The organism is Microbulbifer sp. MLAF003 (assembly GCF_030012965.1).
GTDB classification, from domain to species: Bacteria; Pseudomonadota; Gammaproteobacteria; order Pseudomonadales; family Cellvibrionaceae; genus Microbulbifer; species Microbulbifer variabilis.
In genome coordinates, this window is record NZ_CP120232.1 from 509,220 (window position 1) to 535,188 (window position 25,969).

The 25,969-nt window shown below is 45.8% G+C and carries 22 protein-coding genes and 1 pseudogene; 13 read left to right on the forward strand and 10 right to left on the reverse strand.

The features are described from left to right. Window positions 1-1,459 precede the first annotated feature (1,459 nt). Both P3339_RS02480 and P3339_RS02485 read left to right on the forward strand, forming a co-directional pair. Window positions 1,460-1,957: an alpha-amylase family glycosyl hydrolase gene (locus P3339_RS02480; protein WP_282952322.1), complete on the forward strand. Its 498-nt coding sequence runs from the start codon at window positions 1,460-1,462 to the stop codon at window positions 1,955-1,957. Then, the gene (locus P3339_RS02485) at window positions 1,954-4,005 is read left to right on the forward strand and encodes an alpha amylase C-terminal domain-containing protein (protein ID WP_282952323.1); all 2,052 of its coding nucleotides are present in this window, start codon (window positions 1,954-1,956) and stop codon (window positions 4,003-4,005) included. The genes P3339_RS02480 and P3339_RS02485 overlap by 4 nt, the downstream gene beginning before the upstream one ends. Before the next feature lie 88 nt (window positions 4,006-4,093). Here the strand turns inward: P3339_RS02485 and P3339_RS02490 are convergent, their stop codons facing one another. The 3 genes from P3339_RS02490 to P3339_RS02500 all read right to left on the reverse strand — a co-directional run bounded on the left by P3339_RS02490 (window position 4,094) and on the right by P3339_RS02500 (window position 11,938). Next, the gene (locus P3339_RS02490) at window positions 4,094-7,210 is read right to left on the reverse strand and encodes an FG-GAP repeat domain-containing protein (protein ID WP_282952324.1); all 3,117 of its coding nucleotides are present in this window, start codon (window positions 7,208-7,210) and stop codon (window positions 4,094-4,096) included. Window positions 7,211-7,512: 302 nt separating this feature from the next. Beyond that, the gene (locus P3339_RS02495) at window positions 7,513-9,444 is read right to left on the reverse strand and encodes an alpha-amylase family protein (protein WP_282952325.1); all 1,932 of its coding nucleotides are present in this window, start codon (window positions 9,442-9,444) and stop codon (window positions 7,513-7,515) included. Window positions 9,445-9,496: 52 nt separating this feature from the next. Further along, window positions 9,497-11,938, reverse strand: coding sequence for a glycoside hydrolase family 31 protein (locus P3339_RS02500; RefSeq protein WP_282952326.1), 2,442 nt, complete (start codon window positions 11,936-11,938; stop codon window positions 9,497-9,499). Window positions 11,939-12,122: 184 nt separating this feature from the next. Between P3339_RS02500 and P3339_RS02505 the strand changes: the two genes are divergently transcribed. Next, window positions 12,123-13,640 carry an MFS transporter gene (locus P3339_RS02505; RefSeq protein WP_282952327.1) on the forward strand — a complete coding sequence of 506 codons (1,518 nt, stop codon included), beginning with the start codon at window positions 12,123-12,125 and terminating at the stop codon, window positions 13,638-13,640. Between the two features lie 166 nt (window positions 13,641-13,806). Beyond that, window positions 13,807-15,213 (forward strand): alanine/glycine:cation symporter family protein, encoded by a 1,407-nt coding sequence (locus P3339_RS02510; RefSeq protein WP_020414386.1) that lies wholly within the window; start codon window positions 13,807-13,809, stop codon window positions 15,211-15,213. 68 nt (window positions 15,214-15,281) lie between these two features. On the opposite strand, the gene P3339_RS02515 is transcribed toward P3339_RS02510, so the two are convergent. Together P3339_RS02515 and P3339_RS02520 are read right to left on the reverse strand one after the other, a co-directional pair. Next, window positions 15,282-15,728, reverse strand: coding sequence for a L,D-transpeptidase family protein (locus P3339_RS02515; RefSeq protein ID WP_169337133.1), 447 nt, complete (start codon window positions 15,726-15,728; stop codon window positions 15,282-15,284). Further along, window positions 15,686-15,895, reverse strand: coding sequence for a hypothetical protein (locus P3339_RS02520; RefSeq protein WP_282952328.1), 210 nt, complete (start codon window positions 15,893-15,895; stop codon window positions 15,686-15,688). The genes P3339_RS02515 and P3339_RS02520 overlap by 43 nt, the downstream gene beginning before the upstream one ends. A 768-nt stretch (window positions 15,896-16,663) precedes the next feature. Between P3339_RS02520 and P3339_RS02525 the strand changes: the two genes are divergently transcribed. The 4 genes from P3339_RS02525 to P3339_RS02540 all read left to right on the forward strand — a co-directional run bounded on the left by P3339_RS02525 (window position 16,664) and on the right by P3339_RS02540 (window position 19,110). After that, on the forward strand, window positions 16,664-16,981 hold the full coding sequence (locus P3339_RS02525; protein WP_282952329.1) for a hypothetical protein: 318 nt from the start codon (window positions 16,664-16,666) through the stop codon (window positions 16,979-16,981). Window positions 16,982-16,989: 8 nt separating this feature from the next. After that, on the forward strand, window positions 16,990-17,370 hold the full coding sequence (locus tag P3339_RS02530) for a DUF1269 domain-containing protein (RefSeq protein ID WP_282952330.1): 381 nt from the start codon (window positions 16,990-16,992) through the stop codon (window positions 17,368-17,370). A gap of 361 nt (window positions 17,371-17,731) precedes the next feature. Then, window positions 17,732-18,202 carry a fibronectin type III domain-containing protein gene (locus P3339_RS02535; protein WP_282952331.1) on the forward strand — a complete coding sequence of 157 codons (471 nt, stop codon included), beginning with the start codon at window positions 17,732-17,734 and terminating at the stop codon, window positions 18,200-18,202. Beyond that, complete coding sequence (locus P3339_RS02540) at window positions 18,094-19,110, forward strand: aryl-sulfate sulfotransferase (RefSeq protein WP_282953539.1); 1,017 nt, start codon at window positions 18,094-18,096, stop codon at window positions 19,108-19,110. The genes P3339_RS02535 and P3339_RS02540 overlap by 109 nt, the downstream gene beginning before the upstream one ends. A 145-nt stretch (window positions 19,111-19,255) precedes the next feature. On the opposite strand, the gene P3339_RS02545 is transcribed toward P3339_RS02540, so the two are convergent. From P3339_RS02545 to P3339_RS02555, 3 genes are read right to left on the reverse strand one after another with little or no spacing between them, the layout of a single operon-like run. Further along, window positions 19,256-19,546, reverse strand: a complete 291-nt coding sequence (locus P3339_RS02545) for a putative quinol monooxygenase (protein ID WP_282952332.1) — start codon at window positions 19,544-19,546, stop codon at window positions 19,256-19,258. Window positions 19,547-19,583: 37 nt separating this feature from the next. Continuing rightward, window positions 19,584-20,036 (reverse strand): DMT family transporter, encoded by a 453-nt coding sequence (locus P3339_RS02550; protein ID WP_020414393.1) that lies wholly within the window; start codon window positions 20,034-20,036, stop codon window positions 19,584-19,586. 56 nt (window positions 20,037-20,092) lie between these two features. Further along, a complete protein-coding gene (locus P3339_RS02555; protein ID WP_020414394.1) occupies window positions 20,093-20,767 on the reverse strand; it encodes a type 1 glutamine amidotransferase domain-containing protein in 675 nt (224 codons plus the stop codon). A 121-nt stretch (window positions 20,768-20,888) separates the two neighbouring features. Between P3339_RS02555 and P3339_RS02560 the strand changes: the two genes are divergently transcribed. The 3 genes and pseudogenes from P3339_RS02560 to P3339_RS23280 all read left to right on the forward strand — a co-directional run. After that, window positions 20,889-21,770, forward strand: coding sequence for a LysR family transcriptional regulator (locus tag P3339_RS02560; protein ID WP_020414395.1), 882 nt, complete (start codon window positions 20,889-20,891; stop codon window positions 21,768-21,770). Between the two features lie 57 nt (window positions 21,771-21,827). Continuing rightward, the gene (locus P3339_RS02565; protein ID WP_026305209.1) at window positions 21,828-22,142 is read left to right on the forward strand and encodes a cupin domain-containing protein; all 315 of its coding nucleotides are present in this window, start codon (window positions 21,828-21,830) and stop codon (window positions 22,140-22,142) included. A gap of 371 nt (window positions 22,143-22,513) precedes the next feature. Continuing rightward, a pseudogene (locus P3339_RS23280) lies at window positions 22,514-22,764 on the forward strand (DUF1203 domain-containing protein); the annotation flags it as partial. 94 nt (window positions 22,765-22,858) lie between these two features. Here the strand turns inward: P3339_RS23280 and P3339_RS02570 are convergent. Continuing rightward, window positions 22,859-23,224, reverse strand: coding sequence for a winged helix-turn-helix transcriptional regulator (locus P3339_RS02570; protein WP_282952333.1), 366 nt, complete (start codon window positions 23,222-23,224; stop codon window positions 22,859-22,861). Window positions 23,225-23,336: 112 nt separating this feature from the next. Between P3339_RS02570 and P3339_RS02575 the strand changes: the two genes are divergently transcribed. Further along, complete coding sequence (locus P3339_RS02575) at window positions 23,337-23,747, forward strand: GFA family protein (protein WP_282952334.1); 411 nt, start codon at window positions 23,337-23,339, stop codon at window positions 23,745-23,747. A 566-nt stretch (window positions 23,748-24,313) separates the two neighbouring features. Continuing rightward, on the forward strand, window positions 24,314-25,057 hold the full coding sequence (locus P3339_RS02580; RefSeq protein ID WP_282952335.1) for an alpha/beta hydrolase: 744 nt from the start codon (window positions 24,314-24,316) through the stop codon (window positions 25,055-25,057). Between the two features lie 16 nt (window positions 25,058-25,073). Here P3339_RS02580 and P3339_RS02585 read toward each other — a convergent pair whose 3' ends face one another. Beyond that, window positions 25,074-25,949, reverse strand: coding sequence for a polyphosphate kinase 2 family protein (locus P3339_RS02585; RefSeq protein WP_282952336.1), 876 nt, complete (start codon window positions 25,947-25,949; stop codon window positions 25,074-25,076). Window positions 25,950-25,969: the final 20 nt, after the last annotated feature.

Genomic DNA, 25,969 nt, shown 5'->3' on the forward strand with positions numbered 1-25,969 from the left:
ATTTCTTAACACCCTGAATTTGCGGTAATTAAGCGTAATGTAGCGGGGCAACTCCCGAAGGGGTAAGAAAAGCCGTTTGTTAAAACTCACTGGGAGTATTCGCAGTCTATTTCTGCCAAAATAGAGTAGGTAGGGTCACCATAAATTTGCCTAACTTTACATAATGATAGTGATCCCTGGTATTCCTCAAAATCTTGATGAAGCTGATTTAGCAATGCTTGTTCTATGTTGCCTTTAGATTCTTCTAATTGTGCCCTAAGGTGGAAGCTATTTGGCTTGTACTCAATAAATTGATTGCTCCCTGCTCTATCTTCGAACCTGATGTAGCTACTTATCTGATCATGCATTAGTAGGTAACCATAAAAAGAGGATGCTGAAAGAATACAAGAGACAAAAACTATCAGAGAGGATTTCTTTAAGCTCACCGTATTTATCATGTTTTAACGCTTTGAACAAACACAAGCGTTAGTATGCCTGTTTGTTTAGATATGTTAATGGTTGTTCGATAGCTTATTACGCCAGTCCCTATTGAGACATTCAGTTTGAATGTTAAAGCTGCACCTGCTCAGTATAGGGGTTCGTTTCCTTTGGTGGATAAAAGTCATTCTTGTTCCTCCTTAAGCCGTGGGTCACAAGAAATTATACTTTGCTCAATAGTTTTTGATAATTGCGGCTTGGAGCTTTTTATTACCTCACTTATCTCCCACTTAAACTAGGAAGAACTTGTAGTGCTAAGCCTTGCCAGAAAGACAGCATCAGAAGAACTATATTGTTCTGAAATTTTTGAAGTTTCACTGCCTGAGTATGCAAATGCATACGTGCCAAGCAGGCTGCTAAAAAGAGGAGTATGACTCTCACATGTTTTGTGATCATTAACGTCCGTAGTTGGGCCTGGCTTGGCGCTTAGCGGAAAGCCGGTCGACAAGCTAAGTTTGTTTTTTGAACAGTGCAGAGCTTCACTTGTCGCTAATTTCAAACCTCTGCAGATAAAGCTACTACGCCCCCCTGAAGGGGGATGTATGCATTAGTACCACTTCTTTACTCTGCTATAGGTCATTCTTCATGGAGGGTGGCCCATTGTACTGGAGTCACTGGGTTAGAAGCACTTATTAGGGTTAAATATAACAACGATAACTAGGTTTAGTTATCTCTCAGGTTGTCATTTCCCGGCAATCATTTGCACTCACTGATGCAAGTCATTCGCTTGGTTGGATTCAACTGGTGAGCATTTGCTGTGAGTACTTAGTAAATTGAACCTCATATTGATTGTTATGCATTAGCTTCTTTTATCTCTGTTGGGAGGCTCTCCTGAGCTTTAAGGCTTGCTGTTTCTAAATTGGTGACTTTGGTATTTAAATTCAGGAAATCTTGCTCCCTTGACCTGCCGTTTGTGTGATTGAGGGCTCAGATACCTGGATTAAAAAAATAACAGCGAAAAGATGACTAAGAGAAAGCAATAATGAACAATCCATTTCCCCTAAAAAGGCTACTGGCCAGTACGGGCCTTGTGCTTGGTACACTATCTAGTGCCCATGTTAATGCCGGTACCGCTTTTGTACATTTATTCGAGTGGAGCTGGAATGATATCGCCAGTGAGTGTGAGAACTTTCTCGGGCCTAAGGGTTTTGATGCGGTGCAAATATCTCCGCCCAATGAGCATATCAGCCTATCCACCTGGTGGGCGCGCTATCAGCCCGTGACTTATACCAACTTAACCAGTCGCAGCGGTACTGAGCAGGAACTGCAAAGCATGATCAACCGTTGCCATGCAGCAGGTGTGAAAGTCTACGCCGATGCGGTAATTAACCATACGGCGGCCTGGAATGGCGGTGGTACCGGTTGGGGGGCACTCAGTGGACCTTGCTGGACCATCCGGAGTTTTCTTATAACGACTATCACTCCGATTGCACCATCAATAACTACAATGATGCCAATCACGTATGGAGCTGTAGGTTGAGTGGCTTGCCGGATTTGGATACCGGTTCCAGCTATGTACAGGGAAAACTGGCTGGTTACTTGAGTAAATTAAAAGGCATGGGAATTGATGGTTTTCGTATAGATGCGGTCAAGCATATGTCCCCAAGCGATTTGCACGCCATTGTGAATCAAGCGGGCAACCCCTGGGTCTTCTCTGAGGTTATTGGCGCTGCCGGCGAAGCTTCGGAAATTCAGCCTTACAATTACACTTTTTTAGGCAGTGTCACCGAATTCAAATATGGCACTGATGTGGCCAGTAACTTCAATGGTCAGATTAAAAATCTTGCCACTATTGGTGAAAGCTGGGGGCTGCTCCCTTCTGGCGATGCGGTACATTTTATCGATAACCACGACCGCGAGCGAGGTCATGGTGGTGGTGGTAATCTGACTTATCACGATGGGGCCAAATACAACCTGGCCAATGTCTTTATGTTGGCTCATCCCTACGGTTATCCCAAGGTAATGTCGGGGTATGACTTTACCGATACTGATATTGGTCCTCCCAGCAATGGCCCGAATAATTGTCAAAATGGCGCTTGGGTCTGTCAACACCGCTGGGGCAATATCGCCAATATGGTAGGTTTCCGTAACTATACCAACGGTACTGCCATGAACAATTGGTGGGACAATGGCAATAACCAGATTGCTTTTGGCCGCGGCAACAAGGGTTTTGTGGTGATCAATAATGAGGGGGGCTCCCTGAGCCAAAGTCTCTACACCGGCATGCCCGCGGGGGATTACTGCAATGTGTTGGCGGACGATCATGAATGCAGTGGTGATGTGATTACTGTGGATGGCAATGGCTATGCTACCTTTAATGTGGCTGCCAACTCTGCTGCGGCAATTCATGGTGGCCAGTTAGTAACACCTTGTGACGATTGCGCTGAACCTGGCTTCCCTAGCCTGTACTTCCGCGGTACTGCCAATAACTGGGGCAGTACAGCATTTGAACAGGTGGGCGATAATATCTGGCAGTTGGTAGTGAACTTTGACGGTCAGGCGGACCAGCGCTTTAAACTGGATATTTATGGTGATTGGGCCGAAAATTACGGCGATGATGGTGCCGATGGTACTTTGGATAAGACCGGTGCAGATATTTATACTTCTGTAAGTGGTAATTATCGAATCGAAGTCAATGATCAGAGCCTGAGCTATACCCTTACTGAAGTTTCCTCCCAGCAGGCACCGGTAGCGGTTGTCTCTCCCTCAGCAGTTACCGTTGCGATCAATCAAAGTATCACTCTGGATGCCAGCGCTTCTAGCGATACTGATGGCAGTGTGGTGTCCTATAGCTGGAGTAGTGGTGGCAGCAACGTCAGTACTTCCCTGAGTTTCGACAGTGCTGGTACCTATACAGAAACAGTGACGGTAACGGATAACGATGACCTGACGGATAGTGCCACTGCGACTATTACAGTGATTGATCCCAATGGAGGCTATGCACAAAACTTCACTGCACTGCATTTTCGGGGAACGCCCAATGGCTGGGGCACTCAGGCCATGAGTTTGGTAGCGGATAATACCTGGCGTACAACAGTCGTTTTTGATGGCAGTAGTAATCAGCGTTTCAAGTTTGATGTAAGTACTAACTGGGATGAAAATTACGGGGATAACAATGCCGATGGGTTTCTGGAGCAGGGCAGCAATGATATTTATACCAATGTGGCTGGTACTTATCTTGTTGAAGTGAATGATAAAACACTCAGTTACTCCCTAACCTGTGTGGATTGTGGCGGCCACGCCTCTAATTTTTCCTCCCTATATTTCCGTGGAACGCCAAATAATTGGGGAGCTGAGGCAATGCAGTTAGTGGCGGATAACCTTTGGGAAATTTCGGTTAACTTCGATGGTCAATCCCAGCAGCGTTTTAAATTTGATGTCAATGGTGACTGGAGTGAAAACTACGGCGATAACAATACCGACAAAATTCTTGAGCGGGATGGTTCTGATATTTACATCTCTGTTACAGGAATTTATACGGTGCGGATTAATGATCAAACGATGACTTACAATGTGGATGGTCTATAGATGAACAAATAAAGCAGGCCTTGCATTAGGCCTGCTTTATTTTTTCTTGCTTTAAATTGTCAATATATACAGAAAAGAATAGTTTAGGTTATCGAGTTACATTAATAGTGAGCTCCCCCGACAACCATGTTAATTCATAAATTCCATCTTTATTGGTGTCTGTAAAATTCATGTGCCTCCACGGAGAGGATGCCAATTCGGGTGATATGCTAATGGTTTTTCCAGTTTTGGGGTCCATTTCCGCAATGTAAACTGTATTGAATTTAGCTATAGCTAATAAAATGTTTCTGTGTGATAAGCCGTAGTTCTGTATCTGTATTGCATTAACCCGATCGACATCCGGAAGGTAAGCAACACTTCTCACACTTAAATCTTGATTTAATATCATCATCCAATGGTGGTTGTATTCGGGTCTTAAACCCATCGTGACAATAATTTCATCAATTGAATCTCCATCTATATCCCCCGTTTCTATAGGGTTGAACCATATGTCTTCAATGTTTTCTGAAAATATTGGGTCTCTGAACTCATCTGGAGTATCGTTAATTTGGAATTGAAATACTGGGGATTGGTAGCTATTTTCTTCAGTTAAAATACTTATTTTGTCGTAGTTTGAGACAGCAATACCCATCTTCCCACTGTTGTTGATATTGAATAATTCTAGATGGTTGCCACCATCAGATGTATTACTCCAAATTAATTCATAAGTGTTTGCATTATAGGCTTGAAGAGATGAGTCCTCATTCGTGACTACGATGCTGCTTTCCGTATTATTGCCAAGTTTACCTACTACCATGTGCCTTGGATCTGACCCTGTGGCTTCTCCAGACCAGATTATTGACTCTGAAAAGAAATCATAAATTCCAGGCCTTTCATTATTTACGAAAACTAGCTCTTTTATGCCGTCATCCTGTAAGTCTAAAAGTGTTAATTGAGTGTCATAATCATCGCCTTTTGGAAGATAGATTTCTGGGCTCAAAGAGGTTTTTCCGTTGCTTGAGTCTAAAGAAAATACATATGTGGGTTCATCTAGGGAATTCGAAAGAACTAAAGCGTGGATCTCAGAAGTATTAGACTCATGTTGTTCTATAGGAAGCATGTAGCTGCGGAAGTTGGGTGCTCTTTCATCTGAATTCCATTCTAACTGGAGCTTAGAGTCTCCTGGATTTTCTGAGAAAATTGCCAAATTCTTTCCATCGTAATAAAGATACTCCAGTTCTGGATCTCCATCCATATTGAAAATCATCACATTTGAGGAGAATTGATTAGGTATTGTTCTTTCTCCTGTTAATAAGCTGGTAAATTGGAGAGTATCTGGGCTAAAGGAATATACTACTGGGAACGAACCTGATGTCGTCACAAACCTTGCAGACGTTTCCTCTGGAGATTGGATGATGCGAAAATAATCTATGGAACCCGGATTCTCAGCGATTATGCTTTTCGTTGTAGTGTCGTACGCAGTAAGATATCCGGTGTCCGGGTGAATTCCAATAATTTCCTCTACCCCATCCATATTTATATCTGCTGTTTCTATACTACGCCATTCTCTAGTAAAACCATTCTCATAGTGCCAAGCTGTTTTATAACTATTTCCATCACGGTCCAATAGAAAGCCATTACCGGTTACGATTTCCATTTCATCATCAAGGTCTAAATTACCGATGGTAAAATTAGTCCCTAGGGCTAGTGATTCTGACTGCCATTTAATTGAAAAATCTGTGCTGTCCAGAATGACTAGTTTTTCTTTGCGCTGATAACCGTCAGGTACTGGAAAAGGGGAGGTTGTGGTTTGGACTAATAGAATGATCTCTAAATTTGGGTCATTGTCCAGATTGTAAACCTTGATTTCATGAATATCGTAACCATCAACACTTGAAATTTTCGCAGGCTTAAAATTTTCATTGAATTTATACAGGCCTAATTGGGGCGGGTCTCCTACCAAGGAGTTATAATATTTTAACCCTACCAATATTTCATCTAGGCCATTGCCATCGAAGTCGGCAGAGGCAACAGATGAAATAGTTGATGCGGGTGAAAGACCATCATTATAGCTGCTTATCGAGAAAGGGTATTCCCAGTTAATTGCGAAATCAGAACCGTCATATCCCCAGATAGAAAGTCGCCTGCTGTTCTGACTGGTGGACAATACTTCTTGTGCTCCATCTCCATCAAAATCTCCAACAGTTGATAATTGAATCTTAGAAAATATATTTGAATGGCCTCTTGCAAGTGGAAATTGCCGATTCTGGTCGAGTACTTTAATTGTTCTGCTTTCACTATGTGAATATTCTGATTGGGTCAGTAGAATTTCCCAAGTGACATCCATCTCCGTATCGAACATAGGCCCAGTTGGCGTCCAACTGACCATACCACTTTCATCCATTTCCATACCATTGGGGCGTGCTTGAAATTCAAGCGTGAATGGATCGTTATCAAAATCTTCAGCTACTATTTGAAAAGTGGCTTCAGCACCATATTGTGCGGTTTCCGGCATATTGACAATAGTCAGTACAGGCAGGGAATCTTGTACCTCAGTGCTGGCAGATAGCTCGGTAGCTAGATCGCCATCTGAGGCGATTAATGTTACTGTTATTTGGTCATCTTTTGAAAAGTAGTCCGAAGGTAATGTATCTGTTGTTACACCGATAACTTCTTTTTGGTTAACTGACCACCGATACGTGGAGGTTATCTGATCACCATCCTCATCAGAGACTGTTGAAGTAACTTTTAGATCCGGCTGGGTAAAAACAGGCAAGTTAATAAAACTTAGGTTCTCGATAACCGGTGTTCTATTTTGAATAGTAATAGATGCGGTTTGCGTTACCGTATCTTTGCCATCGGTGACAGAAGCTTCTACAAGAATATTGTCGCCGCGGTTAAAGTAGGCAGGTTCAAGGTTGCTATTGGTTGCTTCACCAATAACCTCTTCGTTATTTTTCCATATATAACTGACTTCCAGCTGGTCACCGTCTTCGTCGGTTGCATCTAGCTGAATAGAGAGGGGTGTATCGTTATATGCCTGTTCAGGTGATAGTAATAAACTATTGATTACAGGAGGAGTATTGTTTGCTCCATCCCCTTGACCTGAGGAGGGCTCACTATTAGAGCTACTGTTGGATGACCCTCCTCCACAAGCGGTCAATATTATAGACATAGTTGCCAGATTAATGAGTTTAATCCAGGGTTTATTAATATATATACTCACATTGTCCTCCATGTATCTGCAGCAATAATCAACATGATTTCCCTGTAACTGGTTCGAGTGTCTCAGTTATTAGTATTCTATTAGCTAATATTATTGGAATCGATGCATGTTATTTGTAATGGGAGGCAAAATAAATATTTTTTTATTTCTTTAAGTAATTGTTGACCGTTTCACAGTTTTTCGATGCGTATATCTGGTTTTAAATGGGGGATGTGAATGATTTCCAGAAAAGAAATAGCCAGAAATATGATTTTTATCGATTCTGAATTTGTGGGGAGTGTCCACTCCCCGATATAATTTCACTAAATATTTGTTGGTGAATTTTGAGGTGATGCACTTGAAATGTGGAATATGTTACTTTCAAAGGGTTTTAGTTTAAAGTGAATCTTCCCTAGCCTGTTATTTATTAGGAGATTTATCGTCCTATCAGAAATCTGGCCCTTAACCTGATACACTCCATCTTTCAAATTCCATTTACGAAGTAACTCTTCTGGTAAAACAAAATCAAATTCAGAATGTCGACTGCTGAAGTTGGCTATTACCAATAGTTTTTCACAATTGTCCCAGCGGGCAAAGGAAAATTGCTTTTCCCCATAGCCAGTACTTTGCTTGCGATTGTATTTATGCAAATCTAAATAGTTACCACGTAAGGCAGAGCTTTGCTTGGAGAAGTTGAGCAGTCGCTGGTAGAAGCTGCGCAATTCTTTTTCTTCTTTTGTCAGCAGAGCAGTGTTAAAAGCGCCCTCATTATTCCAGCGGCGCACACTGGGTACTGACCAGTAGTCGAAAATGGTGGTGCGGCTGGCTCTACCGAAGCCGGCATCTTTGTTGGCGGGCTCTCCTAACTCCTGGCCAAAGTAAACCAGGGTAGGGGCTGGAGAGAGCGCGGCGGATACCAGCATTGCAGGTTTGCCTGCCTCTGGGTTGCCAGAAAATTGTGGGCTGGCAATACGCTGCTCGTCGTGGTTCTCCATAAAGCGCAACATATGAGAGGAAATATCTACCAGGCCTGCCTGCACCTCTGCGATTTTATCTGTACTGCCCTTGTTCTCCATGACCGCGCGAATAGCGTCGTAGGTGCCGACTTTATCGTAGAGGTAATCCATTTTGCCCAGGTGCAGATAGTCCCGGTAGCGCTCCGGAGTATAGATTTCGGCAAGTAACAGTGTGTTGGGGTTGCGCATTTTGATGGAGGAATTCAGGTAGCTCCAGAATTCTACCGGTACCATACCGGCCATGTCATAGCGGAATCCATCCACGCCAAAGTCCAGCCAGTAGTGGGCGATATCGCGGAATTTTTCCCAGGTGTCCGGGACTTTCTTGTCTGCCCAAAACTGGGCGTGGGCCCGGTAGTCGCGCTCGGCATATTCCTGGGGTAGCTCAGAAAAATTCTTGCTGTCATCGGGGCGAACGCCAAAATTAATTTTGACCGTTTCATACCAGTCGTGCATGGCAGGTTGTGCACTGCGCGCGCCATTACCGGTCCATTTCGCTGGACTCTCTATAAACTGCCCATCGACAAGATCATTGACTTCGCCATTGAGTGGCTGATAACTGTCTTCTGCAACGGGCACGCGGAAGTCTTCGCCCACCACATAGTAGAAATTGTTGTTGCGGGCGTAGGTGACCTGGGTGTTGTCGCCAGCTCCAAAATCCTGTACGCCTTGGGGTTTATCGAGAGAATGATAGGCGCGGGCTACATGGTTGGGCACTATATCGATAATCACTTTCAGACCGGCTGCGTGGCTGCGTTCCACCAGTGCGCGGAATTCCTGTAATCGCTCTGCTGGGTTATTGGCCAGGTCCGGGTTTACGCTGTAGTAATCCTTGATGGCATAGGGAGAGCCGGCGCGGCCTTTAACCACGTCTGGATCATCGTTACTGATACCGTATTCCGTATAGTCGCCAACGAGCGCGTGGTGCAGGGCACCGGTGTACCAGATATGGGTGGCGCCCAGCGCGTGGATTTCATTCAGTGCTTTTGGGGTAAAGTCGGAGAACTTACCCACACCATTCTCTTCGAGTGTGCCCCAGGGTTTGTTGGTGCTGTTAGTGTTGCCAAATAAGCGCGGCAGCACTTGGTAGATAACCGCTTTTTTCTCTGCAACTTTTTCAGCGGGCTGTATTTCTTCCGGGCCGCTCTCCTGGCTGCAGCTGGCAGCGCCGAATAGAGCAGCACCTAGTAATGAAGCCGAAATGAGTTTGGCAATAAACAGGGAATGTAACTTCTTCATTGTTTCCTGATGACTTTAAAAGTTTTTAGTCAGTGAACAGCGGTTTGCTGAATTATTGATTTTTGAGCGTTAAATCCAGCGGTTCTTTATGCCAGTCAAATTTAACCAGCAGTTGCTGCTTGCGCTTGTTGTACCAGGCCCCATGGGGTGTCTGAGCAAGGTCTTTTTCACTGTCGAAAATAGGCAGGGATTTGCCGGTAATATTGAGCTGCACGGGCACTTGTTGCCAGTTGTGAATCTTTAAAGTGACCTTGCGGGACTCCGGCATACCGGTATAGCCCTCGCCTTCACGCCTAAAGGAAAAGGATAAACCCTGCTGTTTGTTTTCTGCTGAGAAATGCAGCTTCTCGTATTTGCCTTTTTCAAAAGCTTGCGCGGTAGCACCATCATCCTCATAAACATAGCGCTCAGATTTTGCTGCTGATGGGTGCGCGTAGTAATCCAAGGTCAGGTTTTTACTGGAGTAATCACGACTGCTGTGAATACCGTCAATGGTGGGAATAATGGCGCCGGCCCGCACCAGTACAGGAATAGTTTTCAGGTTCACTTCTACCAGGGCCTGATCGCCAGAATATTGTTCATCAGTCCAGTAATCGAACCAGGTGCCGCCGGGCAGTTTTACCGCCACCTCATCCACATCTTCTTCCACGACTGGGGCAACGAGGAAATCCTGACCCCACAAGTAAGCATCCTTGTAGTCCAGTAGGGACAGATCACTTTCGTTTTCGAAAAACAGCGGGCGCATCAACGGTATGCCGGTCTGGCTGTTTTCGAAGGCGAGGGTGTAGTTGTAGGGCAACAGGCGATAGCGCAGTTTTACATATTCGCGCAGGATGTCGCGGGTGCGGCGGTCGTGGAAAACTGGCTCGGAAGCAATATGCTCCTGGGCGTGCGGGCGGTAAACCGGTTGGAATACGCCGTACTGTAACCAGCGGATGTAGAGTTCACGGTCAAATTTCTCACCACCGGCAAAGCCACCCAGGTCTGAATGGGTGTAGCCAAAGCCCAGCAAGCCCATACTCAGAGCCAATTCCACCTGGGGCTGTAAGCCACCCCATTCCCGAGCAACGTCGCCGGTCCAGGGGATCATGCCGTAGCGCTGGGAGCCGGCAAAACCGGCGCGCATCATAATAAAGGGGCGGCGTTCAGGGTGTTTTGCCGTTTGGCGTTCGTGTAGTAATTGTGCCCAGGCGTGGCCGAAGGCGTTGTGGATTTCATCGGCCATACCGATTGCGTGAACGGTATCGGAGGGGTGAACTTCCGGTTCACCCAGGTCGCCCCACCAGCCGGCTACGCCCTGTTCCAATAACCCGTCGTAAATATTCCAGAACCAGTCGCGGCCATCTTCGGAGAAGACATCGATCAGGCCGGTATTGCCGAAGTAGAAATCAAAACGCTTGGGCTCTCCGGCCAGGTTTTTGGCCAGGGCATTATTCGCCACGGCTTCCTGCCAGCGCTCGGAGGTGGAGAGGACAAAAGGCTCGGTCACCAGAATGGTATTGATGCCGCGTTTTTTAAGGTCTGCCATCATCTTTTCTGGTTCGGGAAAGGCTTCCTTGTCCCAGGCCAGGTTGCCCATATGGCCTTTAATATCCGGGCCAAACCAATAGAGATCCAACACCAGGGCGTCCAGGGGGAAATCTTCTTCGGCAAACTTATCCACGGTTGCGCGGACTTCGGCTTCGCTGTGATAGCCAAAGCGGGAGGCGAAGTTACCCAGGGCCCAACGGGGTGGCAGGGGCTGTTTGCCGGTGGTGGATACATAATTTTCCAGCAACTGTGGATAAGTCTCACCGGCTACCACGATGTAAGCGGTGCGCCCGGCTACGGCTTCAAATTGCAGGATATCTTCTTCGTTTGCGCCCAGATCCAGGGTGCCGGTGGCAGAGTTGTCGAACAGCAGAATGTATTTGTTGCTGGACAGTACTGCAGGCAGGGAAAAATACATCTGGTTGGATTCGGTGGTGTACCCGTAATGGGCACGATTATGCAGGGGCAGGCGTTGACCGCGACGGTCCATCCCCATAACCCGCTCTCCACCGCCCAGTAGTTTTTCCTCTGGCGACAGTGCAAAGCGGAATCCGCGCATTGTCTCGGTGGCAAAGAAGCCGCTTTCTTCACTTAGGATTGGCTCTTTACCGCGAAAGTACTCAATTCGGAAGGGAGACTTGTGGATAATTGCTGTAAGGGAGCCAGTTTGGTAGATGAGCTTGTCCTCTCCGTCCCGCAACTGGGCCTTGAACGAACTTTCCGGCTTGTCGTCAATAGCAAAAGAAGGCAGCTGTTTGATACCTTCGCTGTGGTAGTGCAGGGAGAGTGCCGAAGGGCCGACCGGTGTAAGGGAGACCTCGCCATCATTTAATTGTATGGTAAGTGAGTCTTTGCTTTGCTGATGTGCCAGGTAACTTCTTGATTCACCGGCTACAGCGAGTACGCTCAAGCAGAGGGTGCTGGCAAGGGCAATTAGACGCAGAAGGGGCAGATTTGGGATCATCGCGCGGAACTTCAGTTGATTATTTGACTATTTGTGGCTGCAGGACCTGTGCGGGCACAGGGGACCCAAGCCTATGCTAAGGCACTATTTAGTGCTTGCATCCTCCCCCTGTGGGGAGGATGGAGACCTGAGGTTGGCGTGACAGAATGGCAAAATAAGCATAAATAGAGATGCGGTGATCCCAATGACCCAATCAGTAAACGGCGCCGCCGCGCCCCGGGCCCAACAGCCGAGCCTGCCCTTCTGGCAGGTATGGAATGTCAGCCTCGGATTCCTGGGAGTGCAGTTTGGCTTCTCCCTGCAAAATGCGAATGCCAGCCGGATCTTGTCTGATTTGGGGGCGGATTTACACTCGCTGTCACTTTTCTGGATAGTGGCTCCGCTGATGGGGCTTATTGTGCAGCCTATCGTGGGCTCTGCTTCGGACCGTACCTGGAGCCGTTTTGGGCGCCGCAATCCGTATATCCTGTTTGGTGCTATTGCCGCAGCTCTGGGTATGGCGTTTATGCCCAATGCTGGAATTGTCGTAGCTCTGGTGGCGCCAATTTTGTTCGGCGGTGTAATGCTGGCACTGATGGATGCCGCCTTCAATGTCACCATGCAGCCTTTCCGTGCACTGGTGGCAGATATGGTGCCCTCAGAGCAGCGCACCTTGGGATATTCCATCCAATCCCTACTGATTAATATCGGTGCCATTTTTGGCTCTATGCTTCCATTTATTCTCACCAATGTTATCGGCCTGGAAAATACTGCCCGTGCCGGCGAAGTGGCCCCTTCGGTGATCTGGGCTTTTTATATAGGTGCAACAGTATTATTGGGTAGTGTGCTTTGGACAGTTGTGCGTACCAAGGAATACCCACCGGAGCAGTACAATGCTTATAAAGGCCTTGATGCTGAGCAGTTGCAAAAAGAGCGGGAACAGAAAGGGACACTTTTACAGCGTTTGGGTGGCTTTTTCCGTTTGATGCTGAGTATGCCCCGCACTATGCGCCAGTTGGCCCTGGTGCAATTCTTCTCATGGTTCGCCCTGTTTATTATGTGGGTATACACAACCCCAGCGATTACCCAGCATGTTTGGGGAGTGGAAGCCAAGTGGTTTGATCCCGCTTACCTTGAAACTGTAAATGAAATTCCCACGTATATCGCCGCAGCTAAGGGTGCGGCGGGTGACTGGGTGGGCATTATCTTCGCTGCCTATTCGCTGTTTGCTGCGTTGTTTTCGATTGTGTTGGCGAGGGTGGCTCAACTGCTGGGGCGCAGACTGACTTACTCACTATCTTTAGCGCTGGGAGGGTTGGGTTATATTGGGTTCTTGCTGTTTCAGGGTGGCGAGCCGACCGAGGTGAATCTGCTGATCACCCAGGTCTCTGTGCCCAGCGGTGCACTGGGTTTGTTACTGCCAATGATTGGTGTCGGTATTGCCTGGGCGGCAATTTTGGCAATGCCCTACGCGATTTTATCCGACACCTTGCCGGCAGATAAAACCGGTGTGTATATGGGAATCTTTAATTTCACAATTGCTGCACCCCAGATAGTTTCTGCTTTGGTGGCGGGGCTGATCTTGAAGTCGGTGTTCGACAACCAGGCGATTTACATTATTGTTTTGGCCGGGGTGAGTATGCTGCTCGGTGCGGTATCAGTATTTTTTGTGCGGGAAACTGTAGAATCGGAAACTGAATTACGGGCTGGTACTACAGCTTAAATTAAATCTCTTTTTCCGCTAATAAGCCCCTTATTCAGGGGCTTTTTTATTGGTGTTAGTCTATCTGAATGGATTGGCCAGAAACTCTGGGGGAGCCCCTGGATTTTGACAGTTTGGTGCCTGTCTACCTAGACTGGCTCTGTCTCACAGAAAATTACAATCTCCTATGTCCTTTTTTAATGTAATCGAACAAGCGCTAAAGATCTTTGCCGATTTTGTCTGGGGGCCACCGCTGCTTGTCTTGCTAGTTGGTGGCGGATTGGCATTACTGCTTTATTCTCGTGGCCGACCCTATCGTCATTTGGGGCATAGTATCGGGCTGTTAAGTGGTCGCTATGATGACCCAAATGATCCAGGCCAGGTAAATCATAGCCAGGCACTATCTACAGCACTTTCCGGTACTCTGGGGCTGGGCAATATTGCCGGTGTGGCCATTGCCATTACCGCCGGTGGGCCGGGGGCCATTTTTTGGATGTGGGTTACCGCTTTGGTGGGGGTGGCTACAAAATTTTATACCGCGACCCTCGCCGTGATGTTTCGTGGCAGTGATACGAATGGGGAGTTGCAGGGTGGTCCCATGTATGTCATCCGTGAAGGTCTTGGTAAACGCTGGATGCCACTGGCTGTTTTATTTGCTGTGGCCGGATTGTGCGGCATGTTGCCGGTATTTCAGTCCAACCAGACTACTCAATTATTGCGAGAGTCTTTCGCCGAACCGCTGGGCTGGGTAGCACCGGGTGGTTCTCTGTTGTTTGATTTTATTATTGGCTTATTAATCGCTATTGCCTCAGCGTACGTGATTGCCGGGCGAATCCAGCGTATTGGCAAATTTTCCGAGAGAATTGTGCCAGGGATGGTGCTGTTTTATTTCACCTTGACCCTGATTGTGATCGGAAATTTTTGGGAGCAGGTTCCAGCGGCATTTGCCCTTATTTTTAGTGATGCGTTTAGTGGCCAAGCGATTGCCGGTGGTGCTCTTGGTACAGTGATCACGATCGGCGTAAGCCGAGGGGCTTTCTCTAATGAGGCGGGTATCGGTACCGAATCATTGGCGCACGGTGCGGCAAAAACCTGCGAGCCGGTGCGCGAAGGCGTGGTTGCTATGTTGGGGCCTATTGTGGATACCCTGCTGATCTGCACCTGTACCGCCCTGGTAATATTACTTACCGGGGCTTGGCAGCAAGGTGAGGGTGTGGCTGGTGTGACTCTGACCGCACAGGCATTTTCTCAGGTGTTTGGCCAGCTGGGGCCCATTCTGTTGCTGTTTATGGTGTTTCCCTTGGCCTTTAGTACAATCGTTACCTGCTGGTACTACGGTATGAAGTGCTATGTGTTTCTTTTTGGCAGTCGCTGGCAGGGGCTTTATACCGGGCTCTATATGGTGCTGATTGTGTTGGGGGCGGTGGCGTCCTTGAGTGCAGTTAACAGTATTATTATTGGCATGTACGCTGTGATGGCCGTACCTACCATGGTATCTACACTGTTGCTGGCGCGACATGTTAATCGAGCTGCTCATGATTATTTCACCCGCATGGAAGTTTCAAGGCGGAAGGGGGCAAAAGTTTCCCAATAGCAGAGACTTCCCAATAAAAGAAAAAGGCGAACTGTTAAGTCCGCCTTTTTATAGCGCTCCAATTTTGCCTAAGGTACGACGGATACCTTTGTTCCAACTCTAGCGTGGCGGTAGAAAATCTTCGCCATATGCCAGGGGATACGGATGCATCCATGGGAGGCCGGGTAACCGGGTACATAACCGGCGTGCATGGTGACCGGGCCGTTAATCCGCATCATGTAATCCATTGATGCGCCGCGGAAGCGAGACCCGGCGGGTTTGCGATGGCGGCGTACATCCACATTGCTGCGCAGTACTTGGCCGCGGGCACTGATATAGTGACCGTATAAGTTTGAGCGATGACTATATTTCTTCTCAGAAATACGGAAGTTGCCTGTGGGAGTGCGATGGCCGGGTTTGCCGGTAGAGACAGGAGACATACCGGCAAGGCGCCCACCTTTATAGAAGTAGGCTATCTGGTCACTAAGGTCGATCACAATGCGTGGCGTACCCTGCACATGGGCTTTGAACCACATATGCTGGCCATATCGTGGTTGTGCCCTTTGGTATCGGCCGTATCTTGAATATCCCCTTTGATTCCTGCTGTATCTCGAGTGTCCCCTGTAATCCCTTCTGTATCTGTAATCCCTGCTGTACCTGGAATGCCCGCCATAGTGCCCTCCATGTCCCTGGTGAGAGACATATCTCGAGCCTTGGCGGGCGTGGGGATTGGAGTAATCTACGGCATAGGCCAGGGGAGCTAATATTGCCGATCCTACAACCACCAGTGCGGCGGCGAATGAAGAGTTTTTACGTAGAGATCCCTGCACTTTTTGTAGGGGTGTTTTCCGTTGTGTATGTATAGTTCGATGATTTTGCAGCGAAGGTCGGTTATGCATTACACACCTCTCAATTGCCCGTGGGCTGTGCAAACAACCGCAGTTGCGAACTACTGTTACTAATCCCAGGGCGAGAGACAGGCTCCCAGTTAAGTGGGATAAGACAACAGTGAGTGATTCCCCAGTGCAGATTGCCGTTATATTCGGCATTTACTGCGGGATGGGTTAGCAGTGGTATTTGCCACTACAGGTCAAGAGGATGTTAAGGTCGCCATCTTGGGCCAATCACACCAAAATGGAATAAGGGACTTCTTTGTTAGTGCCAAGCTCGTTGGTCAGCGTTTGAACTAATAAAGCTGATACCATTTCGGACTACTCGGTGCCCCTATTTTGTCTACCGATTATCCTTTGACAGAAAAGATTGAGCGAAAGGGGTTTTATGAAAACTTAAGTTCATGGAATAGAAAAATATTCTCCGGATAACTGGTAGAGATGGAGACGTGATGTAGTAAAAAGGGGGGGGGAGTAGAATAATTATGAAAAAGTATCTAAATAAGAGCAAGAATATACTGGATGATTTATCTTCGTGAATTCCTGAGGGCTTTACTTCCGGTGTTAAGGTTGTTCAGGGGTTGATTGAAGAGCTGCCTGTTTTTGCCTCTTCCGAGAGGAATAATAAAACTGCTCAGGTCTTTGATGAAAAACACTACTTTGTAATTCCTTTTGAACTTTCAGAGGTAGGTTTTACCTTGCATACTATGCGGTGTCTGCCCAAAGAAACCCCAGAAGTTAATGACCTGCCTAAGCGGCGTATTTTCACTTCTCCAATGAATATTATGAAGGCAGCCTGCGTAAATTCATGGTGGAGTCTGCCGTGGAATTTTCACTTGAGCATAAAGAAAAGCACAGAAATCCTTAAGCCAAGCTCGCCGATGATATTGACGCTTTAGATAGAAAAATGACTTTGGGAATGTTGCTCATTGGTGGTGTGGCGGCGGTTTTCAATCCTATTGTTGGTGCTGGATTGGCAGCGAAAGTACTGGTTCCCGGTGTAGGTGGGATAGTCAACAAATTTGGATTGCGTCCAGTCGGTGAGAAAATTGATGAAGCTCAATCTAAGAGAGCCATAGCAAAAGCAGAGAAAGACGTTGCCCTAAAGTTTTCTGAGGCTAGTACTCTCAAGGTTATCAATCCAATTTTACAGGAATTGGAATTGGCCTTAAGAACTACGCAAGAACAACATGATCCGTTGAATGACCCTAATCTGGCTAGTGGATCAATTCCAGATTTGGATGGCAAGCACTGGAGAGGATTAACTGAGAAAGCAATTTTTCATTAATATAAAGATATTTATTCTAATAAAAGCTGGCGTAAAAAGCACACCTGGGCCCAGAAGATTTATGCTGGCTTAAAGTTTTGTTTGCCGATATTAAAAACTGATTTACGTATGTTATTTGTTTTTTGGGGGTGGTATTAAACTTTTTCCTGTTTTTATGAAAATGTTCGAATAGATATTGCTATGAATGTGGTATTTGCTTATGGAAGAGTAAAAAATTAATTTTATGTAAACCAAATCCCTTGGGTTCCGTTGAATAGTTGGGTTTCCATAAATAAACGGAGTAGAACATGTATAAGAAGAATGTGTTACTGAAATTTTTTTATTATTTTATATATTCCTTAGCGGGTTTTCCAGGGCAGAGGTGAGTCAGGCGGATGAAACAACTCTGGGGGCAGTGGAGTTAATACTGAGCCCTCATCCTGATAATAGTCTGATGGTTAATGCCAGTGTGGTCACAGCGTCTAATGCGAGAGTGGCCATCAGATTCAACTCTGCTGATACAGAAAGAAGGCGTACGGCTTATACTGATTTCGGGACTGATCATAACCGAGTAGTGCTCGGTTTGCGATCTGATACGACTTATCAATTCACAGCAGTAGCTGTATTTGAGTCTGGTGAAAAAGTATTGAGTGAGGCTGTGGAGTTTAAGACGGGCCCTCAACCCACTGGAGTACCTGAGGTAAATCTTCTTGCAAAAAATGAGCAGGGTGAAGGGGGCTTACCATTTTCGCGCCATCAGGCAATACTGGTAGTACTTTCTGGGGATTTGATGAAGAGGGCGAGCTTGTCTGGTACTTACATGGTGATTTGCCTGCAACAGGTACCAAGATAGCGAGAAATCTGCATGATGGACGCCTACTGTTGTTATTGAGTGGTGAGGCGCGCACTATTTCATTTACAGGGGAAACCCTATCCTCTATTGAGCTGCCCCCTTACCATCATGATGCTCTATTACTAGAAAATGGTCACATACTGCTATTGAGCAATGAAACCGAAACAATCAATGGAACTTTATTACAGGGAGACGCAATTATAGAGCTCGATACCCAGGGTAACATTGTATGGGAGTGGTCTGCTTTTGATCACCTGGATACAGGCCGTTTCCCAGGCGATCTGGCCGCAAGAGTGTTATCCAATGGGGCTCTGGATTGGACTCACTCTAATGCACTGCATTATATCGCTGAAGATGATTCTATTCTTCTCTCCAGCCGTTCCCAAAGTTGGGTGGTCAGTATCGACCATAAGAGTGGTGAAATTAACTGGATTATGGGGAGGGACTCAGTAGTTTCTAAAGAGCTATCAGAAAAGTTGTTCGCCCTTGATAATGGAAGCTGGATGGCTTCCCAGCATGCTGCAATGAAGACTGGCGATGGAGAAATATTAGTCTATGACAATAGAAATGAGTCTGAATTAAGTGGAGATATTTACAACAGCCGCGCAGTTAAATTTCGATTAGATACGGAAACTATGTCTGCGGAGCAAACCTGGGAATTTGTTGCGCCTAAATATACTGCATCTCTTGGAGATGTCGATGAGCTTATAGGTGGAAATATCTTAATATGTGCTGGGGGCCCAGGAAGTGCAAGTACAGGTGGTGATCGCAATGCGCACTTGATAGAAGTGACATCAGGAGATATACCTGAGACTGCTTGGGAGGTGGAGGTTGTTGATACCACAATTTACCGAGCAGAGCGTGTTAGTTGGGCTGAACTTTTAGGTAGAAGTTCTGGAAACAACTAGTTTGATAGCCGCTCCATTATTACCCTTTTCCAATTGATAAAGGCCTACCTTTAAAAGCCCAGCAAGTCCACAGTTAATCAGATGCTGTGGACTTGCTTTTACCTATTGAGTGAAAACTCCATAGTCAGTTAACTTAATTTATATTTTATAATTCAGTGTATTTTTCAATTCTTGCTTCTTCTGCTAAAAGTGGGGCTAGCTGGGATAGTATATTTTTCAAATGGTCTGTGTTCCAATGCTGCTGCTCAGCTTCCGCAGACTCCCATAGTTCAAGAGTCGTAAATATATTACTCTGATCCGTGGCGGGCAGTATTTTATAATATAGGCAGCCGGATTCATTTTCAGATTCCTTTGCCAGTTCTGTTAGCAGTTTTAATACCGGGGATGCTTTATCCGGCTGGGCTGTGACTCGCGCCATAACGTATAAATTAGCCATTGCTTCTACTCCAAAGGTTTAAATTGTGCTTAAAAGGTCACGAAGTGCGTTTAACTACTAGCAAAACACCAATAACCATCATGGCCAGTCCAATTAGGCGCTTTGTGTCCAGGCTGGATTGCTGCGCCCCAAGTAATCCGAAGTGATCGATAACACTAATAGCGAGCAGCTGTCCAAGAAGAACGAAAGATACTGCATTGCCCACTCCATATCTTGGGGACACCCAAGTGACACTCAATATATAAAATGCGACTAAAATCCCGCCGAGGTAGAAATACCAGGAAATGCCTTTGTGAAAAATCTCGCCTGGGATCCCTTCCGTTTTAAAGAGGTAAACTGAGGAGATTACCAATCCAACAAAAAACAGTAGTGTCGTTGCCAGGGCTGAGCTACCGAGCTTAACACCGAGACCACTGTTCAGTGTTGCCATTACCGGTATACCGACACCTGCCAGGAGCATTAAGGACGGATAAAAAATTGCATTTTGCACTTTTGGAACCTCTACTCAAGGTTGTGGGCCGGTACTTGGACCGGCCCGCAGCCCTATTAGCTGGCAAGTTGCTTGGCAATGGCCAAGCCTACGCCGTGTGCGCTAGCTGGGTTTTGGCCGCTGATTACACGTCCGTCCTCAATAACAAACTCCTGCCAGGGCTGGACTTTGTTAAACCGGGCCGAAGTTCTAACGAGAGACTCTTCTAGCAGGAAGGGAATATCGTTAATAGTACCGAAGTCAATCTCTTCTTCGCGGGTAAAAGCCGTTACCGATTTGCTGGCCAAAAGCTTTTCCCCGTTGCTTAGGGTGATGGGCAGGAAGCCAGCTGGACCATGGCAGACTGCCGCCAGGATGCCGCCCTTTTCATAGTGCTCAGCACTCAGTTTGGCGAATTCTTCATTAGTTGCCAGATCGGAGAGCAAGCCGAATCCCCCTGGATAAAATACTGCATCGTAGTCGTCAATATTCAGCTGATCTACGGGGATGGTATTGTTGATACGGTTCTGGAAATCCTCATCGTCCAGCATCTTCTGGTTTACCTCATCGCCCTCAATATCCGTACCGTAAATAGGAGCCTTGCCGCCTTTGATTGAGGCAATATCGTAGTCGATGCCATTCTCCTTAAATACATGAACGGCATGGGTCAGTTCGGGTGAGTAGGTGCCGTTGGCTTGATCGGTTTCACCCAGGGTGGCGTGATTGGTAACCGGGATAAGTACTTTCTTCATGTCTGTTTCCTCTATTGGTAAGCATTCAGTGGGGAGGGATTGTAGATTGTCCTTAATCTGCTGATAATATATCTATTCGGTTAAATACCTTTGCTATATAGCAATAATAGAAGTTTGAAATATGGAAAATTTTGACGGCTTGGTCGAGTTTGTAGCTGTGGCGGAAAGCCAGGGTTTCTCTGCGGCAGCGAAGCAGTTGGGGTGTAGCACCAGCCATGTCAGTCGGCAGGTCTCACGTTTGGAAGAACGTTTGGGCTGCGCCCTTCTGGCCCGCACCACACGCCTGGTCAGCCTTACCCAGGCTGGAGCAGTCTATTACCAGCGCTGTAAGGAACTGGTGACTGGATTGCAACAGGCGAATGAACAGGTAAGCCAGCAGCAGTTCCAGCTCAGTGGAACCCTCAGGGTGAGCTGTGCTGGCCTCTTTGCCGAGCAATATGTCGCCCCGGCCCTGATGGAATTTGGTGTAGAGCATCCAGAATTAAATATTGATATGGATTTCAATAGTCGGATGGTTAATTTTGTTGAAGATGGTATCGACTTTGCCATTCGCTATGGTCGCCTGGAAGATTCCGGTTTGGTAGCTCGAAAGCTTGCAGACCGGCAGATGATGGCAGTTGCCAGCAAAGAATATTTAAGACGAAACGGCATTCCCGAGCGCCCTGGTCAACTGAAAGTACATAGCTGTATTGTGACAAATAATGATCAATGGATGTTTGAAGTAAATGGAGGACAAGAGGTTGTGAAGGTTAAGGGGCGCTGGAGAAGTAATAATGCCCATACCGTTGTAGAAGCCTGTAAACAGGGGTTAGGTATTGCCTATATGCCTAAGGGCAGTTTTAGTGAAGTTGTTGAGGAAGGTTTGTTAAAGCCAATTCTTAAACCTTTCTGGAGCAGGGGAGCCAGTAGCTGGATTGTCTACCAGAATCGTCGCTTCTTGCCACTACGCGCAAGAATGGCGATTGACTACTTGGTTGAGTATTTCTCTGGTTGGAAAGAATAATTTTGAACAAGTAGCTACCTTATGTATCCTCGACTAATCAATAATGAGTTGGCCTGGATGAAAAATATATTCGCTCACTTACCTGCAGATACATCTGTGGAGCACTTTACAGACATTGTTAAATCAGGGGATATGCGTATTGAGAGAATCGTATCTTATGGGCAATCCTCCCCTGAACAGGGTTGGTATAATCAGGAGCAGAACGAGTGGGTAATCGTTTTATCAGGGTATGGATTGATTGAATTTAATTGCGGTGAGAAGGTGCGCTTGGAGGCTGGTGATTTTGTCGAGATTACAGCGGGGAGAAAGCATCGGGTACTGGAGACCTCTTCAGAAGAAGCTACAGTTTGGCTTGCTGTTTTTTATACATAGATGTCGCCATTTCTAATGAAGCATTCAAGGATAATCCTATTTTAAGGTTACCTGTAAAACCATATTGGTACCTATTGCACTTCCGAAATTGGCCTGCCGAAGGCTTGTTTGGAAACTATGCTTATTGGCCTAATTATCAGTTAGGGAAAAATTAGCGTGAATTTTCAAATTAAAGGTCTTGATCCAGCGAATTTACATCACTTATATAACTGCTCAGAACCTCATCTAAAATTTAAAAATATGGATTGGAAATTCGCAGATGCCAGCCCTGGTTATCCCTGAGGATCTCACTGCTAGATGCTGAGGTTGGTGAACGAATACTTTGTATACCATTCGTACATTTCAATTAACGAGGCTTTTACTGTGCCTCAGGTCCGGTTTTTATTAGGGAGGGTGCAAAACCGACAACATTGAATGTTAATGAAATTCCAGAGATGTTGAAGCACCGACTACTCTCTTTAAGGGCATACTGTTGTAATGATTTAATGGTGACGGCAGAGGTATGCCAGGGGGTTGACTTGGAAGCTGGGCTAAAAAAATGTTCAGTAGTGCAAAGGTTGATTATGTTCATATTCACAATGCAGCTCCTGGTTGCTTTATTTGCGCTGTATACCGTATATGATCTTGTGGTATTTACCTTTTGTGACAAAGCTAATTCTTGCTCTGGATGACTGATAATCAGTCTAACAGCTGAACAACTTCTACTTTGCTTTAAATTACCTTTCTTTTTGCATAAACCATTTAGGTGGAACCCAGGTATCTTCAATATATTTATTGCCCCATCGGGCAATTTCCTGGAGGATCGGCAAAATATCTCGGCCTTTCTCTGTTAGCAGATATTTGTAACGCTTGGGTTTTTCCTGGTACAAGGATTTTTCAATAATTTTTTCCGACTCCAGCATTCTAAGCCTTTCGGCCAGCCGGTTTGTTGGAATCTTCTCTGGTGAATTAGCGAGTTCGGTATAAGTCTCTTTTCCACAAATCAAGTCCCTGAGTATTACCAAGGTCCATTTGTCACCAAATACATCCAGTCCGCTCACTATCGGACATCCGGAGCGCAAAAAGTTCTTATCAGGGGTCACGGTTGTTCCATTCGATTCAATGCGATAAATAGTAATACAGTAACTTGCAAAATTGAAGTTATGCTTATAGGATTTAATAACTTCAAAATCGTAAGTTACTATGGAGGAAAAAATGTCAAATTTATCAGGGGAGTGCCTATGTGGTGCTGTAAGTTATACGTGTGATAGTGATGCTGTAATGGCGGGGCATTGCCAGTGTACGGACTGCCAGAAAATTAGTGGTGCAGGACACATATCGAATATTGCAGTTCCAAAAGATAGTCTTAATATTTCTGGCAAGCTCACATACCATGAAAAGTATGCGGAAAGTGGCAACCTGATAACAAGAGGGTTCTGTCCTCATTGCGGCTCCCATATATCTGCGGAAAATAGTGGAATGCCCCAGTTTGAATTTTTGCGGGCAGGAACTTTGCACGACTTGGAAAAGTTCAGACCATCCATGGTCGTGTACTCGGGCAGTGGTGCTTCCTGGGATTATATGGACCCAGACCTCTCTAAATTTGAAAAGATGCCTGAGCTCTAAGTTGATTGGAGCTGAAAAGGCCATCACTGAATGAGGGATATCCCAATGAGAATAATGACGTGTACACAATTAGGAGATGCTTGTGACCTTGAGTTTCGCGCCAGCACCTTTGAAGAGATGGCGGAAATGAGTAAAAGGCATGGTGTCGAGATGTATCAAAAACAGGATCCCCTTCACTTACAAGCCATGCAAAAAAGCAGAATCTGATGGAAAGTCCTGAAGTGATGCAGGAGTGGTATGAGGCCAAGAAAAGGGAATTTAATGCTCAGCAGGAATGCTGAGGTAGTTAACCACGCAGCAGTCTGTGACATACAATCGGACTGGATATATCAGTCCGGTTGCAGACAAACTGTCTGGGTAGTAGTACTATCTAATAGTTTTTTCGATAGTTAATTTTATACTGATTGCTGTATGATTTTGGGTGGAAATCTAGTGATTAATGTCGCCTTACTCAATAATAAAATTTATTTTTACCATTGTGAAAATAATAGCTAAATAGCTTATCCTCTTTTGTACTTCACTGGTGTCAGCTGTTGTTGGGACCTTAGGATTTTAAAAAACCACCTTTGGTTATTGGAGATTCTATAAGTTTTCCATCCAAAATATCGGATGAAAAGCGTAGCCTGAATGTTTACCTAGCGGAGAGTGATCAAAGAGAACCAAAAAGGGACTATCCAGTAATATATCTTTTGGATGGATCTACAAATGAAGATTTTATTCATATTGCAGCCTTGTTACAGTTTGGTTCCTTTTTCTGGATTGATATGGTTCCTGAGTCGATTCTTGTTGGAGTTGTGAATGTAGGCAGAAAGCGGGATTTTACCTTCCCCTCTACGGAATCCCGGGATCGTAAGGAATTCCCATCTTCAGGGGGCAGATCAGTTTATAGAGTTTTTGATAAGGAAGTGCGGCCACTGGTTGAAAGTCACTATCGGGTGAGAGGGGATTCTACCTTGATAGGCCAGTCATTAGGAGGGCTTCTAGCTACCGAAATTCTATTTAGGCGTGCAGAACACTTCGACAATTATATTATCATCAGTCCAAGTCTTTGGTGGAGTGGAGGATCATTATTGGCTGATCTTCCAAAAGATTGCTGTGCTGATGAATTAGTTTATGTCGGCGTAGGGAAAGAGGGTGAGGTTATGGAGAGATTGACAAGGTCGCTATTCACTAAGTTAGATAGTGAGAAAAATAAAGCCAGGGTGCACTTTGGTTATTTTGGGCAGCTGGATCACGGTGATGCTTTACATCTGGCTGTCTATGATGCTTTTGAGAAATTCTTTTCCATAAAGAACGTGCAAGGTAATTAGCCTGTGTGGCTGAGATTCACTGCTTTTTATTTTTAGGGGCATTTACCAGCCCCTCCTCTATATCTATCTTATCCAGGCTGTGATATTTTTTCTTGATTTTGTCTATGTCGACAGTGGGGGCAGGGAATTTCATCTTCAGAGCATCCATAGCATCTGCAACGATAGAAGCTACTGCTAGGTTACGAAACCATTTGTGATTTGCTGGGATGATAAACCACGGAGCATAAGCCGTACTGCATTTACTTAATGCATCCTCAAAGGCATTGGTATAGGCATCCCAGTAGCTTGCCTCTGTGTAGTCATTTTCACTGATTTTCCAATGCCTTGTGGGATCATCAATACGTTGCTTGAAACGCTTTAACTGTTCATCTGCATCAATATGCAAGAAGAACTTCAGGACCAGGGTGCCATGGTCGGCCAGTAGTTTTTCAAAATTATTGATATGCTCATAGCGCTTAGACCATATCGATTTGGGTACCATATTGTGAACCCGTTGAATCAGGACATCTTCATAGTGTGAACGGTTAAAAATAGCCACATGGCCCTGAGCCGGTGTTACCTTATGGCATCGCCAGAGGAAATCATGAGCAGCTTCTTCTTTAGATGGTTGTTTGAAACTGGTTACGTTACAACCCTGGGGATTCATAGCACCCAATACATGATTGATAGTGCCATCCTTGCCCGCAGCATCCCGGCCCTGCAAGCAGATCAATAATGAGTGCTTATGTTCTGCGTACATCAGGTACTGCTGGGCACGAATTCTCCTATCGAGCTTTTCTATTATTGGATTGGCTTCTTGGCGACTGTTGTAACAGTCTTTGAATCCTGGATCTATTTTATCCAGTTTGACTTTACTGCCAGGTTTAACCTGAAAGGTTTTAAAACAATCCATGGCTATTCCCATTCAGTGAA

Excerpts from the sequence above, each read along its gene's own strand:
- P3339_RS02480 (WP_282952322.1), top strand. The coding sequence starts at position 1,460 with ATGAACAATCCATTTCCCCTAAAAAGGCTACTGGCCAGTACGGGCCTT.
- P3339_RS02495 (WP_282952325.1), bottom strand. The coding sequence starts at position 9,444 with ATGAAGAAGTTACATTCCCTGTTTATTGCCAAACTCATTTCGGCTTCA.
- P3339_RS02500 (WP_282952326.1), bottom strand. The coding sequence starts at position 11,938 with ATGATCCCAAATCTGCCCCTTCTGCGTCTAATTGCCCTTGCCAGCACC.
- P3339_RS02505 (WP_282952327.1), top strand. The coding sequence starts at position 12,123 with ATGACCCAATCAGTAAACGGCGCCGCCGCGCCCCGGGCCCAACAGCCG.
- P3339_RS02510 (WP_020414386.1), top strand. The coding sequence starts at position 13,807 with ATGTCCTTTTTTAATGTAATCGAACAAGCGCTAAAGATCTTTGCCGAT.
- P3339_RS02515 (WP_169337133.1), bottom strand. The coding sequence starts at position 15,728 with ATGTGGTTCAAAGCCCATGTGCAGGGTACGCCACGCATTGTGATCGAC.
- P3339_RS02520 (WP_282952328.1), bottom strand. The coding sequence starts at position 15,895 with ATGTCTCTCACCAGGGACATGGAGGGCACTATGGCGGGCATTCCAGGT.
- P3339_RS02530 (WP_282952330.1), top strand. The coding sequence starts at position 16,990 with ATGACTTTGGGAATGTTGCTCATTGGTGGTGTGGCGGCGGTTTTCAAT.
- P3339_RS02545 (WP_282952332.1), bottom strand. The coding sequence starts at position 19,546 with ATGGCTAATTTATACGTTATGGCGCGAGTCACAGCCCAGCCGGATAAA.
- P3339_RS02555 (WP_020414394.1), bottom strand. The coding sequence starts at position 20,767 with ATGAAGAAAGTACTTATCCCGGTTACCAATCACGCCACCCTGGGTGAA.
- P3339_RS02560 (WP_020414395.1), top strand. The coding sequence starts at position 20,889 with ATGGAAAATTTTGACGGCTTGGTCGAGTTTGTAGCTGTGGCGGAAAGC.
- P3339_RS02565 (WP_026305209.1), top strand. The coding sequence starts at position 21,828 with ATGAAAAATATATTCGCTCACTTACCTGCAGATACATCTGTGGAGCAC.
- P3339_RS02575 (WP_282952334.1), top strand. The coding sequence starts at position 23,337 with ATGTCAAATTTATCAGGGGAGTGCCTATGTGGTGCTGTAAGTTATACG.
- P3339_RS02585 (WP_282952336.1), bottom strand. The coding sequence starts at position 25,949 with ATGGATTGTTTTAAAACCTTTCAGGTTAAACCTGGCAGTAAAGTCAAA.